This is a genomic window from Pyrobaculum organotrophum (assembly GCF_055384425.1).
The window spans coordinates 126516-142649 of the sequence record NZ_AP042430.1 but is presented as its reverse complement, the minus strand read 5'-3'; the positions used below and the strand labels follow the sequence as shown (position 1 = coordinate 142649).

Sequence of the window (16134 nt, the reverse complement as noted above, 5' to 3'; positions counted from 1 at the left end):
GTTATTAATAAAGTCTGCCTGTTACATATTTTTCTGTAAGCTGGTGTCTGGGCTTTGTAAATATATCTCTTGTAGCACCCCACTCCACGATCTGCCCCTTGTACAAGAAGGCAACGTAGTCGCTAATTCTCGCCGCCTGCTGCGGGAAGTGAGTCACCATAACGATGGCCATGTCCTTCTTCAGCTCTAGAAAGAGCGCCTCTATCTTCGCCGTGTTCTCCGGGTCTAGATTCGCGGTTGGCTCGTCGGCGAGGAGGACCTCAGGCTGAAACGCCAGCGCCCGCGCTATGCAGAGCCTCTGTTGCTGGCCGCCCGACAGCTTGCCCGCGGGGGCGCCCAGCCTGTCCCTCACCTCGTCCCACAGCTGGGCTTTCTCAAGGGCCCACCTAACCCTCTCCTGGAGCTCCCTCTTGCTCTTCGCCAGCCGGTTTAGCTTAAGGCCGAGGGCGACGTTTTCAAAGATAGAGAGGTTGGGGATGGGGTTGGGGATCTGGAAGACCATCTGGACTCTCCGCCTGAGCTCCACCACGTCCATCTTGAATATGTCCCTCCCGTCTAGATACACCTCCCCCGACACCTTCGCCTCGGGGTACAGCTCGATCAGCCTGTTGAACACCCTCAGGAGAGTCGACTTGCCGCTCCCCGACGGGCCCATAAGCGCCGTGATGCTCTTGTCCGGAATGGAGAGGTCGACTCCAACAATTACTTGCGTCTGACCGAAAGACACCCTCAGCCCCCTCGTCTCTATCTTCGACATGGTATCACCTCAAGACCCTCGCCAATATAAATATAACGAGAACTATGGTGAGCAACACGGCGGCTGCCCCATAGGCAGACAATATCTGCACCTCGTAGGGGCTTTGGGCGGCGTACCAAATCCAGAGCGACACAGCGCCGGTGGGGCCGGTGAAGGGGCTGTAGTAGGCGTTTCCAAAAGCCGTGAAGAGAAGCGGCGCTGTCTCTCCTGCCGCCTTCGCCGTGCCGATGAGAGCTGCCGTAAGCACAGCCCTGGAGACCACCTTTCTCAACACGATAAACACGGCGTTGAACTCCCGGCCGCCCACTCCATATGCCGCCTCTCGCAGAGGCCGCTCTATTGAGGCGTAGGCGCTCGCGGTGGCGAGAGCCACATAGGGAATCATGACTATGGCTAAAGCAACCGCGCCTGCATATGCATTGAACCCCTCCAGCGGCCCCAAAAACCAGCCCCCGGGCAATTTACTAAGGTATCTATTTAAGTCGTCTACCGCCAGGCTCATAACGGCGTAGACAAAGAGGCCGATGGCCACTGTGGGGAACTCCACCAAGATGTTTACGCCAGCTCTCGCAATTTGGGCTAGGCGCTCCCTCCCCATCTCGCCTATGTATACGCCTAGAGGAAACCCCACGGCAAAGCCGGCGAGAGCCCCAAGCGCCGTCATATATAGCGTGCCCACGAGCATAGGCCCAACCCCGCCCTCTTTGTCGAAGGGTGTCGGCGGGGGGCACAGGAGGAAGGTCCAGAGACCCCCCAGCTTGGCGATGGCGGCGGCGCCCTTAATGTAGACGTCTGCGATAAGCCAGAAGAGGGGGGCCACCGCCAGCGCGGCTAGGGCCACGAAGAGGGCCATCCCCAGTTTGTCCAGAGCCCTCCTCAGCCTCATTGCCACCTCCTGATGAGGTATAGGGCGGCGGCGTTTATCGCTATGCCTAACACCGCCAGCGCGAGCGCCCCGGCGAAGAGCGCCGCCGTCATATACTTATAGGCGGCGGCGTTGGGGAATTGGAGGGCGATTAGCGAAGAGATGGTAATCCCCCCGTCGAAAAGGCTGGCAGGGAGAGAGCCGAGCTTACCCCCCACCACCATGGCCACCGCCACGGTCTCACCCATCGCTCGTCCAAGCGCCAGGAAGACGCCCCCCACCACGTAGTTCCGTATGTGCCTAAGCTTGACGAGAACTGTCTCCAGCCTGGTGGCTCCCAGGGCGTAGACGGCCTCCTCCACGGCCTTAGGCACCGCGGCGTAGCCCTCCCTAATCACAGCCGCGGCGTAGGGCGTCACCATGACGGCCAGGAGGACCCCCGCAGTGAGGAGAGAATACTGCGACGGCATAGCGCCGGGCCCAAAGACAGCGTTTACAGCCGACTGGAGGAGAGGCCCCAGGACGAAGATCCCCCAGAGGCCGTAGAGAACGGTGGGCATAGTCGCCGTGAGATCTACAAGAGAGGCGAAGAGGAGCCTCAGCCTAGGCGGTAGAACCTCGTTAATTGTCACGGCCACCCCAACCGCCATGGGGAAGGCAAGCGAGATGGCTATAGCCGACGTAATGAGAGTTCCCACCAAGGCGGGCAACACGCCGTATTCCTCCCGCGCAGGGTCCCAAACTGTTGAAGTAAACACGGCGAGGCCCTCCCGCTCCAAGATGGGATATGCGTAGACGAGAAACATGGCGATGAGGAGGGCCACGGCGACTAGCGCAAAGACGCCAAACATCCTAAGCCCCCACCTCATCTTGATAAACAGAAGGACAAGAGCCGCCGCTAGATAGGGCAGGACGAGAACCGCGAGGATAAACCCTAGCATAGGCTACAATACCTACAATTTTTATGGTTTTTCCCCCGCGCATCTGACGGTTATCAAACAACGGCTCTCTGACAGATAGCCGACCTATGGCTTCACCACCTCCACAGCTCTAAGACCCACCTCAGCTACCTCTCGGGGGAGGGCGATGTAGCCATCCACAAGCCTCCTCTGACCCTCAGTAAGAACCCACCTAAAGAACTCCCTAAGAATCTTGGCTTTAACACCAGCGTTGCCATACCCCTCTGCTACATAGTCCCGCCAGAGGATTATATATGTAAAAGACACAATGGGATAGCCCCGCGGCGGGTTAGAAAACTCCATAGACACGGGGTTCCAGTCGTCGCCAGGGCCAGGAGGCGCGCCGTATTTTGCCAGATACCTCTCAAGGCCGGCCGACACCGCCTCCGAAACGGACTCGGCCGTGGGGAAGTAGAACCTCCCGTCGTTATCATTCCGCACATACGCCACGCCCCCCACCTCGTCGAACTTCCCCCGGTTCTTCACCCAGTAGGCGTACTCCACATAGCCGATGGAGTAGGCGTTCTGCAAGACGGCTTGGGCAACCCCCTCGTTCCCCTTCGCCCCCACCCCCCTCCCCACCGCGTCCACAGGCCACCTCACCACCAGCCCCCACCCCACCGTGCTGTTCCACGGCGGGTAGGCCCTGGAGAGGAAGAGGGTAAACGCCGCAGTTGTCCCAGACCCGTCGCTCCTGTGAACCGCCACGATGTCTCTACACGGCAGCCTATCCGCAAGCCCCGGGTTAAGCTCCCTAATCCTAACGTCACACCACTGTCTAACAACCCCCATGTAGATCAACGCCAGCACCTCCGCCGTCAGGTTTAGATACCTCCCCGTCTCTACATACGCCACCTCGGGGACGTTGTAGACGACAACGATAGAGCCCACAGCCACGGGGAACTGGAAAACCCGACCCCCCACGGCGGCGTACCTATCCCGCGGCAGAGGCACGTCGGAGGCGGCGAAGTCAAGTCTCCTCTCCAAAAGTTGCGCAACTCCAGCCCCAGACCCCACAGACTGGTAGTTAACCACCGCAGCCCCGCCGCTTAGCCTATAGAACTCCCTAGACCAGGCAAACATCTGTGGAGCTATAAAAGACGAGCCGCCCCCCACTAGAGAACCCCTAACCCCCAGCGCCACCCCGCCGCCACCGCCAGACGCCGCCAGACACTTCGGCGGGAAAAACAAAACCCCCACCGCCAAGAGAGCCGACACCGCCGCCAAGACAGCCAGAGCCACAGCCCTCATAAGCCTACGAAAAACCTAGAAACAAAAATATTGAAGAGAAAAACATATAAACCCAAGCATTGAAAAGAAATGACGGCCCGTAGCTCAGCGGTCGAGAGCGCCCGGCTGTAGACAGCCCCTGGGGGGACAGCCACAGAAAACCCCCCAGGCCTATAACGGGCGGTCCCGGGTTCAAATCCCGGCGGGCCGATAGTTCTATATATCCCCACGCCCCCAGCCCATATGACAAAAACAGCGCTAATTACAGGCGCCTCCTCTGGCATAGGTAGAGCACTCGCCGAGGAGCTCGCCGCGAGGAGATACAACCTCATACTAGTGGCTAGGAGGGCAGACGCCCTAGAGAGCCTCGCCCGCGGCCTCACGGCGAGATACGGGGTACAGGCCGTGTATTATGTAAGAGACCTCTCCCAGCTGGAGGAGATAGACGCCCTGGCGCGCGACGTAAGACAGGGGCTCTACGCCCTAGTGAACAACGCGGGGGCGGGGGTCTACGGCCCCCTCCACGAGCTAGACGACAGAGACATAGTCTCCACAATCGCCCTCAACCTAATAGCCCCAGTGTTACTCACCAAGAAGCTACTCCCCAGGCTAGTCAGGGGAGGGTGTGTGGTAAACGTGTCGAGCTTAGCTGCATACATCCCAATCCCATGGCTCGGCATATACACATCGACAAAAGCAGCCATAGCCAACTTCACAGACGCCCTCAGAATAGAGCTGAAGCCCCACGGGATTAGAGTCATAGGCGTATACCCAGGCTACGTCCAGACAGAATTCCACAAAAGGCTAAAGACCACCCCCAGCGCAACTAAGGTAAACACCCCAAAAGGCCCAGTACTCGACCCCCGCGCCGTCGCCAGAGAGGTGGCAAAGGCCATAGACAATCCCAGGTACAACGGCGACGTCGTCCCCGGCCTAGCCTACAAAATCGTAGCCGCACTTGCAAGACACCTCTACCCCCTCGCCAAGGCCTACGTCGAGAGGCGGCATTTGAAACGCACTACGGATCGCCCACAGCCCCCAAAATCTTCATAGCGAGATCCACAAGCCTCCTATACTCCCTCCTGGCCAAAATCCCGGCGACGCGACCTACGTCCACCTCCAGATAGCCATGCACCACCACGTTCCTAAACCCAACCACAGCTCTATAGAACTTAAGATCTTCCTGCGAAAATACACCCCGCCGCGCCAACACTACGCCAGCCAACACGTAGCTGTTGGTGGGCTCCCCAAGGAGAGCCGCCGCCCTCTGCGCCATGTCGATAAGAGCTTGTGCCTGCATCTGCAGAGCATGTAGAAACTTAAGAAGTTGGGAAAAGTCGCTAAGGTCAAATCCTCTGGAGACCTCCTGGTCTAGATACTCCGCCAACTTGGCGATATACTCAGCAAGCGTCCTCAGCCGCGCCATCTCCCCAACAGAATCTCGTGGATCTGGAGCTTCCTCGCGTCGATTTCCCAGTCCTGGCAGACGTTGAAAAACCTAAACACCAGATCCCAATCCTCCACGTAGAGGGGAACCCCCCGGAGCGCCTCAAGCGCAATGGGACAGGGCGTCTCCTCCCAAATCTCCACAAGGTCGATAAAGTCCTCATTGACGTCGAGCCAAACCGCCAGATCCCCCAGCAACTCCGAATACCTCTCCAGGTCAAGCCTCGGGATGGCTATGTCCAAATCCCCCGCCGGCCCCCCAGACGCCGCCGACCCAAACAAAAAGGCAAACTTGACGTAGCGCCCCCACGGAAACGCCTTAAGCCTATCCAGCGACACCCTATAGCACCTCCCCACCAAGATCTCCACATAAACTAACATTTCCCACTTTATAAACCAACCCGCCGTTAACACACGGCGGAAAACAGCGTCGTTTCAACTCTCCTACGTAAACAAACGTAGAGACAATAGAAATCATACCTGTAAACACGGCCACAGCACAAAAACGCCAACCCACACGCCGTGCCATCTGGCACGAGCTAACACACTCTACAAACACAAAAATACCCCCAGACAAATAAAAAACCACAAAAAACACACCCCACAACAACACAACACACAACCCACAAAAACCCAAAAACCAATAATACACAAAAAACACAAAACAACAACAAGACAAAACAGACACAACACAGACAAAACAAACCATAAAACACAGCAAAAACACTGACACAAAAACAAAAAACTCAAATTACACACCAAGAAAACCCCCTAGCCGTCGTCTAGTATTTTCTTGGCTGCGCTTGGCCAGTATATGGCGAGGGCGGTGGCGGCGTATTCTATGGCCATTGCCGCCTCCCAGGCGCGTATCTTCCAGCGCGGCGAGTCGCGGCAACGGCTCGCCACGTAGTAGGCCTTCCTTAGGGCGTCGACGAGGGCCGCCACTAGCTGCCTAACGGGCAGAGGCCTCGGGACGAGCCGCCTAACCCTCACCGCAACCCCCAGCAGGTCGTCCACAGAGCCGAGGTATACAGTGTCACGCGGGCGCCACCCCAACTTCAGATACAGCCTACGGCCCAACAGCCACAGGTACCCAACGAGAGGCCCAACCCTAATACGGCCAAAGTAGAGATACATGCCCACGATATCCCACAAGCATTAAAACATTCCCATATATGTCAGTAAAGGACACAATAGACATTTGAAAAACACAATTAGGATAACAGGCGAAGAATGGCGCTGGGTCGCGTCTCCTCTAAGGCGTGTGTATGATGGTAAAGGCGAAGAATGGCACACGCCGAAACCCAGACAGGAGAATATATGAATGTAAAGAGGGGTTGGAAAGCGACCCCCGAACCAACAAAAAACCACGAAAAAACTTAAAAACCCAAAAGATCCGAAAATACAAGCCCCAGAAATCAAAAGATAGTAGAAACGGATCCAAACGCCAGTCCACTGCGCCCCAGGGTAGCATGAGTCTCGCCAGAAATCAAAAGATAGTAGAAACGAAAACGGGGAGGACATGTCTTCTGCAATCCGGCGGCTTATCATCCAGAAATCAAAAGATAGTAGAAACTGGCTCGGGGCGCTCGCGCTCCCCATGGCCTTCGCCCCCACCAGAAATCAAAAGATAGTAGAAACGGCGCGGTAGCTCTTGCGCACGCGCTTGTGTGCCTTGTGACTCCCAGAAATCAAAAGATAGTAGAAACGGCAAAACGCTCTACGGCGTGGGGCGCAACGCCGAGCTAGCTATCCCCAGAAATCAAAAGATAGTAGAAACTGGCAGAGTTGGCTGAGGTGGACAGGAAGACGGCGTACGAGCCAGAAATCAAAAGATAGTAGAAACAGCACAGAGCCGAGGTCTGGATCGACGACGTGTTGGAGGAGCCAGAAATCAAAAGATAGTAGAAACCTCGAATATCTTGTACGCCATCACTCTTCTCCGCAACTCCAGAAATCAAAAGATAGTAGAAACATATACTATTAAGCGCCTAATTGGAACTACCGCTATTGCAAATACCAGAAATCAAAAGATAGTAGAAACAAAGTGCCAGACGACGTGTTCTCCTCCTACCGCATGCTCCTGTCCCAGAAATCAAAAGATAGTAGAAACCTCACCTCCTCCGGTATCTCCCACTTAGGGCTTTTCACGATCAGCCAGAAATCAAAAGATAGTAGAAACACTAGCTCTGCCGCCGCCCTCCTCACCGTCTCGAGGCTGTTCAGCCAGAAATCAAAAGATAGTAGAAACTGGTATTTCGGTTCTTAACTCTCTTAGGTCTACTGCCATGTCCCAGAAATCAAAAGATAGTAGAAACCCCATACTTGGTAATGGCGAAACAGTGCGTCTGTCTGCAGTACTCCAGAAATCAAAAGATAGTAGAAACTTCCACTGACGTCTGGGAGGCCTGGGAGGCCTCCCTATCCCAGACCAGAAATCAAAAGATAGTAGAAACTCTGTTTCTAGTCTTTCTATCTTGAATTTCGTTTCCATGGTAGTAGAGAATTTTCCAGAAATCAAAAGATAGTAGAAACCCTATCCTATCGCCTACACACCTAAACGTCGCCAGCCCCCTCACCCAGAAATCAAAAGATAGTAGAAACCTGCATGTCGTTGGCGGCAGAAACCAAGGCCTGTTGAATGGCCCCAGAAATCAAAAGATAGTAGAAACTGGCACAACAGGTGGTGCTACCACCACTTGAAACGCATGGTCCAGAAATCAAAAGATAGTAGAAACCGCCTCTACAATCTCCGGCCTACCCCACTTGAGCCCCAGCGCAGAAATCAAAAGATAGTAGAAACGTGAAAATACGCAACGCTTATACGCAACGCCATACGCAAAGCCCAGAAATCAAAAGATAGTAGAAACGCCACCATGGCGATGGGGGTGCCGTTTTTGCCAAACATGTCGCCAGAAATCAAAAGATAGTAGAAACTGCCAGAAGAATATGCCTGGCTCGGGGTGTACCCACATGGGGTACCCAGAAATCAAAAGATAGTAGAAACTACCTCACTCTGTTCTTGTGCTTCACATGTCCGTTGCTAGCTCCAGAAATCAAAAGTATAGTAGAAACTGCACGTGTTGTCGACAGACAAGAGGGGCGGCGACTTCTGGGCGGCGGTGGAGCCAGAAATCAAAAGATAGTAGAAACCGTTGGATGACGCGCTGGGGCATGTTCGACTACTGGGGCACCACCAGAAATCAAAAGATAGTAGAAACGGTATACCGAATTTCTCCTTTGCCTTTTCCACCATTTTTTGCACCTCCAGAAATCAAAAGATAGTAGAAACGCCCCGGTGCCACAGATCCTCATCACAGCCATCCTCACAGCTGTGGTTCAGAAATCAAAAGATAGTAAAAAACAGAAGGAGGTATAGGAGAGGATGTGAAAAAAGAAGAAAAAACCAGAAATCAAAAAATAGTAAAGACTTTCCATTCTCTTGGTGTTGATGTTTATATTTCCGCTTTTTGTTTCGCCTGTGGATATATATTTGGTGGTTATGTGCGGCGTTGGATGTATTTTAGGAGTGTTTTTCCTGCTTCTGTGAGTTTGTCGTTGTTTAGGAGTCCGTGTTTTGTGAATTCTTTTAGGATTTTTTTGTCGTATCGTCCGAGGTCTTCTAGGGGGCCTTTGGCCAGCTCTTCTAGGATTCTTCTTCTGGCGTTTGCGTTAGAGCGTGTGAGTTCGTTGACGTAGAGTATTGGCATTAGGTCTATCTGGACTATCCTCTCGGCGTGTTCTGCCATAGTGTAGACTGCCTCTATCTTGGTGTTCCACAGCCTGACTGCCAGTAGCGCGGCGGTGTAGAGGCAGAGGGAGAGTGCTCTTACCCCTCCGCCTATGTCGAGGCAGTACTCGCCGCCTCTTTCGCTGAACAGCTCGGCGGCGTCGCCGACGCACTTCCAGAAGTCTTCGGGGTTTAGGGAGGCCTCCTCCAGCGCCGCCCCTACTCTCCTCGCGTAGAGCCGCACCTCCTCCACGGCGTTTTTTGTCCTCTCGTTTTCCCGGTCCACTGTGACCAAGACGATTTTGTTTGGGCCGCATCTATTTGCCGCCGCCATTACGTGGTGGTAGGAGAAGCCTAGCGACGCAACTAGGATCCGCATATATTTTTTGAGTCTTTTAAATATTATTTTTGTCGATGGAATCTTTGATTCGTATATATTCCTGTTTAAGTAGTGGACGTCGATTCTCTATTACGTTAATATATGATTGTAAATGGGATATTGTTATGAGGTCAAGAGATGTGGCTCGGCGATTGTACAGTTTTTGATGTTTAAAAAAGTGTTGAAAAGGTTTTTACATGTCCCAGAAGTGTTTCTCAGATGGCGTACGTTCTAGTGATATAGTTAAGGCTGCCGAGGTGTTGTATAGGAACTTTGTTAGGGAAAACGTGTTTTCGCCTATTGATAAAATGGCGTATGCCACGAGTGCGCAGTCGTTGTTGGTGGCTGTTTACGAAGTTATGAGGGGGGTGAGGAGTCCGGAGGATCGGAAGTTGCTTGACGGAGTTGTGCGGGCTATTGAGCACGATGTTTCAGACCCATCGTGTCTAGAGCGGGCGCTTATTATGGCTAAGAGGTTGGCGACTAGGGCCGTGGCTTATAGGGAGAGGGCTGAGAAGGAGGAGGAGGAAAAGGAGGCGGCTGGGGAGTAGCTATGTTTGTCTCAATTGGGGTTAGGGCTTTGATAAATGTTGAGGCGTTAAATATGGTGGAGAGCGTGGGTAATGTCACGCGGCATAGGACGGTGCCTGTGGTAATGCATATGGATGGGAGGTACATTGTGAGGTGGGTGCCGGCGATAAGTGGGGAGGCCTTGGCCCATAGATACCAGGTTGAGCTTGTCAAATTAGTGAAGTCGAGCGATGGATGTAAAGAGCGGCTTGACTACTGGAGCGAGCAGGGAGAGTTTTTGAAACACTTCGACATAGTAAACTTCTACGGTAATGATAACATAAAGAGGAGGTTGAAGGAGTGGGAACGGAGTTTGGTGGAGATGGTGCAGAAGATGTTGGCGCAAGAGAATAAGTTGAGCTACCAGAATATAGTTGAGTTGGAGCGGATTGTGGTAACTAACAGCGTGGTGGAGGACGTGGCTGGCTTTCTCATAACGCAAGGCCCGGTGAAGCGTACGTCGAACGTTGCGTTTAGCTATGCCGTACCTACTCTCGACGCGCTTGAGAGCGGAGCGGCGCAGCTCGATGTACAGCTCCAGGTGAGGCACGCCCCTCAGGCGGAGGCTCTACGCCCTGGGGGCTACCAGACTCCGGTCCAAGCGCCTTATTATGTACAGATAGCGTCGGCAGTCTACGGCTTGACTGTGAATCTGAATCTAGGCGGCATAGGGGTTCTTTCGACGACTGGTGAGGAGGTGAAGGACGACAAATGTCCTCCGCAGATCAGGCGTAGGTTGGCGATTGAGGCTCTGGAGCCTGTGCTGGACTTGGACTTTGGGGCGAAGAGAAGTAGGTATAATCCGCATGGATATGTGGAGCTGGCCCTCGCCGTGGTGGCAAAGAGGCCTATACAAGTGTCGCCTCCTACTCTGAGATTTGACGAATTTGTTGACGGCACTCTTGAGAGGGCGAAGGAACTGGGGGCTGACAGAGTTATTGCGTGGACCACGAGGGCCGAGGTTGAACAGGCGCTGAGGCGGAGGAGCTTCCCGTCTGATAAACTTGTCATCAAGAGGTCGGCGGCTGCGAGGGACTTTATTAACGAGCTTGTCAGCGCCGTGGGTCTCGCCAAATCTCCATGAGACTTCTGGGTGTTAGGGTGAAACTCCACTGGGGTTTTTCGGTCAGGACGCCGCTTGGCTCCAAGCTTCAAGCCTCTTATCGGCTTCCTCCTCCGCCTACTGTAGTGGGGGCCTTGGCCGCGGCTTGCGCCGAAGGGAAGAGGGAGTTAGACGTAGTGAAGGGGGTTTCCATGAGCGCGGTGTTCGCAGAGGAGTACCGGGTTAGATGGGCGGCGGCTGCCTGGGGCTCCTACAGCGCGCCGACGACTCTCCAGATAAGGTACTTCACAGGTCCGTATCAGTCCTTTCGGACTCTTCAAGAGATTGCCGAGCGTGGGACCGTAAGCGAGCTTTTCGCGCCAGTTGGACTAGGCGCTGTAATAGCGCCCGGGGGCGAGCTCATTCTCGTCGTTGTCTTTGAGAGAGATGACAATGGTAGAGTGAAGAAACTACGTGACTGTTCCCAATATGTGACCCGCGTTGGTAGCAAAGAGTCGCTGGTCACAGTGAAGGAGGTGGGTGTGGGGACTTTAAGCCCAGGCAACAGCGGTCGGACTCAGACGTATATGCCTATAGAGGGACTTGTCAAATACGCTGGGTATTACGACGTAGTGGCCTTCCACATATCGTACGAGGGGGGGAGACCTAGCTGGAGGTGTTCATACGCCCTCCGCCGGCTGAGCGGCTGTACGCTGGTGGAGAAGCAGTTCGTGGCGCCTTGGCACGATATGCATGTCGATGTCGGTTGCAAGAGCGATTGTCTATTCGGCGAGGTCCTCGGCGTTAGGGTAGGGGTGCCGGATCAGGCGTTCTGGTATGTCTAGGAGGAGGGGGGTCCAAGCCGGCTCTTCTCTGTGTTCTAACGATCGGCTGTTCGTCAGGTTGCCGCCCGAGGTGACTCCGGTTGCTCGATATGCCATACTGACCGCATTTACTGTCGTCGCATATAAGAAAAACCTCGGCGTAGACCTTAGGGGAGATGTGGTTGAAATATCAGGCGGCAATGCGTTTGATGCTGTCAAAGAAGGATTGGGACTAAGACAGCCACTAAATACGCCTAATGACTTCTGTAGAGAGTTCTATGAAAATATAAGATTTGAGAATTATGAAATACGTTTGGGGGTTGGTGCACAAGGTTGGAAAGGCATGAGGCCTAAGCAAATTGTTCGCGATATGAGTGTGTACTTTTATTCAAGAGCGCCTTGGCTTTTTAATGAGAGGCGCGAAGGGGCTGGGGCTCAGGTTAGGCCGGTTGGTGGACATCTAAATATCGCTTCGTTTGGCGGCTTTTTTGCCTGGGTTTTGGGCAGAGTAGACGAACGTAGACTCGGCGACTCGAGGTACTTAGTCCTTCTTTCCGGATTAGGCGTTAACACCAAGCTTAATAGGGTGTTTGTCGAAGAGCTCTATTCAATAGATAAGGATAGTAATGGTAGACCGATTATTAGGCTAAATATGCCGCAGATACCCTACAGCAATGAGGTGGCACCTTCGCGTCTGTTGTTGACTTGGCTGATGTTGTACTTGGTGAGGTGGGGTTTGGAGAAGTCGTCTGTGTCGGAGCTGAGGGATATTCCCTCTTTGGCGGTGGTTAACGTGTCTGATTACCCGCTTATTTATTTTATCACTGGCGATGAGGCGGCAAATGCAGGCCGGGCGCTTGCTTCAGTTGCAAGTGAGGTAGGCGTTGGGGGTCGGAGTGACGACGAGCGGGCGAGGAGGCTTGCCGATGTCTTGATGTTTATGATCAGGAGGGCTAGGGCTTGCCCTGGCGTGATGTCTAGAGCTTTGTCTGTAGCTGAGGAGGCCATGGCCGGCAGGATAGACTACGACCTCTATTACGGCGTAACGCGGGATCTCAGAGTCTGTGTATAATGGTTGACTTGTCTGAATTTCTGCCGCGCGGCGGCGGTTTGAACGTGTGGATTTTGCCCACTGGCTATGGGAAGACCACTGCTTTGATGCGGGCCGGGTTGAGGCATGTAAGAGTGGTCCACGTCTTGCCTCTTCAGGCTATTGTTCAGCAGTTGGCTACCCGGCTACAGAGTAGTGGATTTGATGTATGTTATCAAGCGGGCATGTCTATACCTGGTGTTTGTAAATCGCCTTACTTAGCCGCTATGTATAACGTTGTGACTCTAGATAGCTTTATTCTCAATCTTTTTGGTATACCTGTGCATGAGATGTTTCGCGAAACGTGGCATTCGGATGTGGCGTGGCTTCTAGCGCGTTTTGCAGACTTCGTTATATTTGACGAGTATCACCTGATGGTGTCTCCGGACGGCGACGGCGAGCGGGGGGACTACTCCAAAATCCAGACTTCGGTGAAGACCGCCATAGAGATTTTAAGGAAGAGGGGGCTTGTGAGAAGAGGCGTTCTAGTGCTCACGGCTACTCTCACGCCGAGTATGGTCGCCGACTTGCAGCCCGACAGAGTCCTCGTCTATGCGCCCAGTGGACATAGATACGTCGATGAGCTTAGGCGGTTAGTTGGAGAGACGAGGGTAGAGGTGATAGAGCCAAACGATGAGTTTAGAAGAGAGATGGAGGGAAAGCTTAAGGGCGTTAAGGTTATCGATGTCGCCTATGAAGAGATCTGTAGAGTTAGGGTGCCAGACATCTCGGTGGGGGGTGGGGATTACGTCGCGCTTAATTCGTGGAGGAGGTCTCATTTTCTGTGGGAGAGAGATAAACGCCGGAGCTTATTGCTCCATGGGAAAATTGGAGTGGGCTCTCGCCAGGGCTTACTGGAGCTAATTACTTCACGCCCCCTCATAGCGACTCAGGTGGCGGAGGCCGGCATTGACGTAAGCTTTAAGAGACTGGTGACTGAGGCGGCTCCCGCCTTTTCTATTATCCAGAGGACCGGCCGCGTCGCAAGGTTTAGGGACTCCCCTAAGGGTAACGTAGAGGTGATGTCGTATCTAGATGCGGCGAGGGGGGTCTACGACGAAGAGATTACTGAGGTTACTTTTCGGCTGTTGCAGGAGCACGGCGAGGAGATCAACTGGAAGGTTCCAGTGGGGAAATACGACTACTTACAATTACTAACCGACGTAGACGATAAGATAAGGGGTAAGCTTGTGGGCAACAACAGAGATGTAGAAAATCTACTTGGCATATTGGATGAGATAGCTGTGAAGCCGGAGTGGGCCATAGAGGAGCTGGATAAGCGAGGTGGTACTTTGGTCAGAAGCTCAGCCATACTTAAGGCGGTTGCAGGGGGCGACGAAATTCCTCTTGATGTTGAGACGCTGAGGAATCTATCTAGAGCTAAAGGCTATGACCGTGTAGAGCTAGAGGTAAGGGGGGGTAAGACGGTTGAGGTTAGAGTTGACAAACTGGCGAAGAGGCCTCTCACCACGCTCTGGGAAGTGATGAGGAGAGGGGGTACCGTCGTGGGCATTCGGCTGAGAAAGGAGATGTACGACGAATACGAAGTGGGGGTTGACAGCGGGAGGAGGTTTATTTCTTTGAAACCATGTTGATATACGCCAGGGCTAGATGCAGAGACGGGAGGTGGGTGGGGGAGCCTCTCCTAGGTCACTTAGTTAGAGTGGCCAATTTCGCAAAGTCTATCGTCAGATCCCTAGGGCTGGTCTGTAGAGATGTTGACGTGGAGGAGGGACGCGTACCTCGCCGGCTTGTTACACGATGTAGGAAAGGCGTTGTACCAGAGGGAGAGCTGTGTAAAGGAGGGGGAGGAGCTCGGCTTTAATGGACATGAGGTTGTGGGGGCTGTCTTAGCCGCGGTTGTGGGCCGCTATCAAATTGTGAGAGCCATCATGTTGCACCACCAGGGTTTGAGGGGAGTTCCGCTTCCAGACGAAATGATAAACAAGGCCAGAGAAGCTTATAAGAAAAAATAAACATCTACTTTATAAGTTCTTTGACGAACTAAACAAATATATATCTGAGAAAATTAATATTGAACAAGTTGAAAAAATATTGTATAGTGACAATAATAGGATCAGAAAGTTGTTAGAGTGGAAAGGAGAGGTATGTGGAGGCAGGAACTATGAGAGAATTTTGACGGCTGTGTTGATGTTGGCAGACAATTACGCAGTTGTGATGTGGGCTAGGGAGAGTGGGTGGGAGGATAGAAACAGCGTATATCTCACCGACGTGGTGAAGTTTGTTGAGAACCTGCTTTCCTCGCAGCGCTCTGGGCTAGCGTAGGCCCGGTTAAAGCCGGCGGCCCGGCCGCCGCATGAGTCTCGCGAGGCATCGTGGCCTCCTCACGTTCTGTACAGTCTTGCCGGTGAAAAATTTCATTTACAATGTGGCTCGATCTTTTGATCAGAGGGGTGGCTTGAGGAGCTCTACCATAGGCGGGAACGCTGGTTATTATATATGGAAGTACAGAGGATTGGGAAGACCGAGCTTCTGAGGCGTTTTGCGCTGGAAGGGGGCCGTCTATTTCTACTGAACGTCTGTGTGAGAGAGCTTGGCAAGGTTGAGAGATGTCTTAGCCTTAGGGAGGGGCGCCGAGGTGATGTGGCCCGACGTCGTGGAATGCCCCGGCGTCAAGAGGGAGCAGGTGGGGACCGGAGCCGAGGGGGTTCTACGTTTTCGCCGGATCTTTCGTGAGAGTCTCGGCGATGTGGAGCGCTTGGTGGAGATCTAGGCCAGCTCCGGCGTTAGATACCATTTTATTTTCCAGGGCGGCCCGGAGAGGCAGAGGGCGGCTGAGTAGCGGAACTCTACGACGTCGGCCCCTAGGAGGAGGGCGGCGAGGCGGGCTAGGTGGGGGAGGTGGCCCACTATCATTGTGTCTTCGGCTATGGCGTTTATACGCTGCGCCCAGGGGGCCGGGTCGTCGTTGGGGTTTAGGCCCTGTGCCTCCTCCAGCCTGGCGGGCTTGAGGGCCTCTGCGAAGATCTCGGCTGTCTGCCTCGCCCTCTTCTTCCCGCTGTGGTATATCGCGGCGATTTTCACGCCGGCTCTCGCCAGCGCCGCGGCCACTTTCCTCGTCTCGTCGACCCCCTCGGGCGTCAAGCTCCTCTCGGGGTCGACGCCCTCGGGGTAGGCCTTACCGTGTTGGACTAGGCAGAGGAGGGGCATGTCACTCCCCACTCCCTCCTTTTAATTCTTTTTCGGCGTCTCGCCGCCCCCTTCCCGGGGGGCGTCTAGTA

At 53.9% G+C, this 16134-nt stretch carries 18 protein-coding genes, 1 tRNA gene and 1 CRISPR repeat array; of the genes, 10 read left to right on the top strand and 9 right to left on the bottom strand.

The features are described from left to right. Window positions 1-4 precede the first annotated feature (4 nt). From ACZ49R_RS00915 to pstS, 4 genes are all read right to left on the bottom strand, one after another. The gene (locus ACZ49R_RS00915) at window positions 5-757 is read right to left on the bottom strand and encodes an ATP-binding cassette domain-containing protein (RefSeq protein WP_011763255.1); all 753 of its coding nucleotides are present in this window, start codon (window positions 755-757) and stop codon (window positions 5-7) included. A gap of 4 nt (window positions 758-761) precedes the next feature. Continuing rightward, entirely contained in the window at window positions 762-1643 is an 882-nt protein-coding gene (locus tag ACZ49R_RS00910; RefSeq protein WP_464733332.1) for a PstA family ABC transporter permease, read from the bottom strand. After that, on the bottom strand, window positions 1640-2563 hold the full coding sequence (gene pstC, locus ACZ49R_RS00905; RefSeq protein ID WP_464733331.1) for a phosphate ABC transporter permease subunit PstC: 924 nt from the start codon (window positions 2561-2563) through the stop codon (window positions 1640-1642). The genes ACZ49R_RS00910 and pstC overlap by 4 nt, the downstream gene beginning before the upstream one ends. Window positions 2564-2647: 84 nt before the next feature. Continuing rightward, window positions 2648-3832: a phosphate ABC transporter substrate-binding protein PstS gene (pstS, locus tag ACZ49R_RS00900; protein WP_464733330.1), complete on the bottom strand. Its 1185-nt coding sequence runs from the start codon at window positions 3830-3832 to the stop codon at window positions 2648-2650. Window positions 3833-3905: 73 nt separating this feature from the next. Between pstS and ACZ49R_RS00895 the strand changes: the two genes are divergently transcribed. Both ACZ49R_RS00895 and ACZ49R_RS00890 read left to right on the top strand, forming a co-directional pair. Further along, window positions 3906-4022 (top strand) — tRNA-Tyr (locus tag ACZ49R_RS00895). A gap of 32 nt (window positions 4023-4054) precedes the next feature. Next, window positions 4055-4864 carry an SDR family NAD(P)-dependent oxidoreductase gene (locus ACZ49R_RS00890; protein WP_464733329.1) on the top strand — a complete coding sequence of 270 codons (810 nt, stop codon included), beginning with the start codon at window positions 4055-4057 and terminating at the stop codon, window positions 4862-4864. On the opposite strand, the gene ACZ49R_RS00885 is transcribed toward ACZ49R_RS00890, so the two are convergent. The 4 genes from ACZ49R_RS00885 to ACZ49R_RS00870 all read right to left on the bottom strand — a co-directional run bounded on the left by ACZ49R_RS00885 (window position 4830) and on the right by ACZ49R_RS00870 (window position 9366). Beyond that, window positions 4830-5237 carry a DUF86 domain-containing protein gene (locus tag ACZ49R_RS00885; protein ID WP_464733328.1) on the bottom strand — a complete coding sequence of 136 codons (408 nt, stop codon included), beginning with the start codon at window positions 5235-5237 and terminating at the stop codon, window positions 4830-4832. The genes ACZ49R_RS00890 and ACZ49R_RS00885 overlap by 35 nt on opposite strands. Continuing rightward, a complete protein-coding gene (locus tag ACZ49R_RS00880) occupies window positions 5225-5626 on the bottom strand; it encodes a nucleotidyltransferase domain-containing protein (RefSeq protein WP_464733327.1) in 402 nt (133 codons plus the stop codon). Before ACZ49R_RS00880 ends, ACZ49R_RS00885 begins: the two co-directional genes overlap by 13 nt. A gap of 402 nt (window positions 5627-6028) precedes the next feature. Further along, window positions 6029-6394 carry a hypothetical protein gene (locus tag ACZ49R_RS00875; RefSeq protein WP_464733326.1) on the bottom strand — a complete coding sequence of 122 codons (366 nt, stop codon included), beginning with the start codon at window positions 6392-6394 and terminating at the stop codon, window positions 6029-6031. 274 nt (window positions 6395-6668) lie between these two features. Beyond that, a CRISPR array of direct repeats spans window positions 6669-8264; the repeat unit is 25 nt; unit sequence CCAGAAATCAAAAGATAGTAGAAAC. Between the two features lie 493 nt (window positions 8265-8757). Next, window positions 8758-9366, bottom strand: coding sequence for a hypothetical protein (locus tag ACZ49R_RS00870; protein ID WP_464733325.1), 609 nt, complete (start codon window positions 9364-9366; stop codon window positions 8758-8760). Window positions 9367-9563: 197 nt separating this feature from the next. On the opposite strand from ACZ49R_RS00870, the gene ACZ49R_RS00865 reads away from it, so the two are divergent. The 8 genes from ACZ49R_RS00865 (at window position 9564) to ACZ49R_RS00830 (ending at window position 15626) form a co-directional block, all read left to right on the top strand. Further along, window positions 9564-9917 carry a hypothetical protein gene (locus ACZ49R_RS00865; RefSeq protein ID WP_464733324.1) on the top strand — a complete coding sequence of 118 codons (354 nt, stop codon included), beginning with the start codon at window positions 9564-9566 and terminating at the stop codon, window positions 9915-9917. Window positions 9918-9919: 2 nt separating this feature from the next. Further along, window positions 9920-11020, top strand: a complete 1101-nt coding sequence (locus tag ACZ49R_RS00860) for a DevR family CRISPR-associated autoregulator (protein WP_464733323.1) — start codon at window positions 9920-9922, stop codon at window positions 11018-11020. Further along, complete coding sequence (gene cas5a, locus ACZ49R_RS00855; RefSeq protein ID WP_464733322.1) at window positions 11017-11823, top strand: type I-A CRISPR-associated protein Cas5a; 807 nt, start codon at window positions 11017-11019, stop codon at window positions 11821-11823. Before ACZ49R_RS00860 ends, cas5a begins: the two co-directional genes overlap by 4 nt. Beyond that, a complete protein-coding gene (locus tag ACZ49R_RS00850; RefSeq protein WP_464733321.1) occupies window positions 11816-12874 on the top strand; it encodes a hypothetical protein in 1059 nt (352 codons plus the stop codon). Before cas5a ends, ACZ49R_RS00850 begins: the two co-directional genes overlap by 8 nt. After that, window positions 12874-14487 (top strand): DEAD/DEAH box helicase, encoded by a 1614-nt coding sequence (locus ACZ49R_RS00845; protein WP_464733320.1) that lies wholly within the window; start codon window positions 12874-12876, stop codon window positions 14485-14487. Before ACZ49R_RS00850 ends, ACZ49R_RS00845 begins: the two co-directional genes overlap by 1 nt. A 120-nt stretch (window positions 14488-14607) precedes the next feature. Continuing rightward, the gene (locus ACZ49R_RS00840; RefSeq protein ID WP_464733319.1) at window positions 14608-14868 is read left to right on the top strand and encodes an HD domain-containing protein; all 261 of its coding nucleotides are present in this window, start codon (window positions 14608-14610) and stop codon (window positions 14866-14868) included. Window positions 14869-14947: 79 nt separating this feature from the next. Further along, window positions 14948-15178 (top strand): hypothetical protein, encoded by a 231-nt coding sequence (locus ACZ49R_RS00835; RefSeq protein WP_464733318.1) that lies wholly within the window; start codon window positions 14948-14950, stop codon window positions 15176-15178. A 268-nt stretch (window positions 15179-15446) separates the two neighbouring features. Further along, a complete protein-coding gene (locus ACZ49R_RS00830; protein ID WP_464733317.1) occupies window positions 15447-15626 on the top strand; it encodes a hypothetical protein in 180 nt (59 codons plus the stop codon). Here the strand turns inward: ACZ49R_RS00830 and sixA are convergent. Continuing rightward, window positions 15623-16063, bottom strand: a complete 441-nt coding sequence (gene sixA, locus ACZ49R_RS00825; RefSeq protein WP_464733316.1) for a phosphohistidine phosphatase SixA — start codon at window positions 16061-16063, stop codon at window positions 15623-15625. The genes ACZ49R_RS00830 and sixA overlap by 4 nt on opposite strands. Window positions 16064-16134 lie beyond the last annotated feature (71 nt).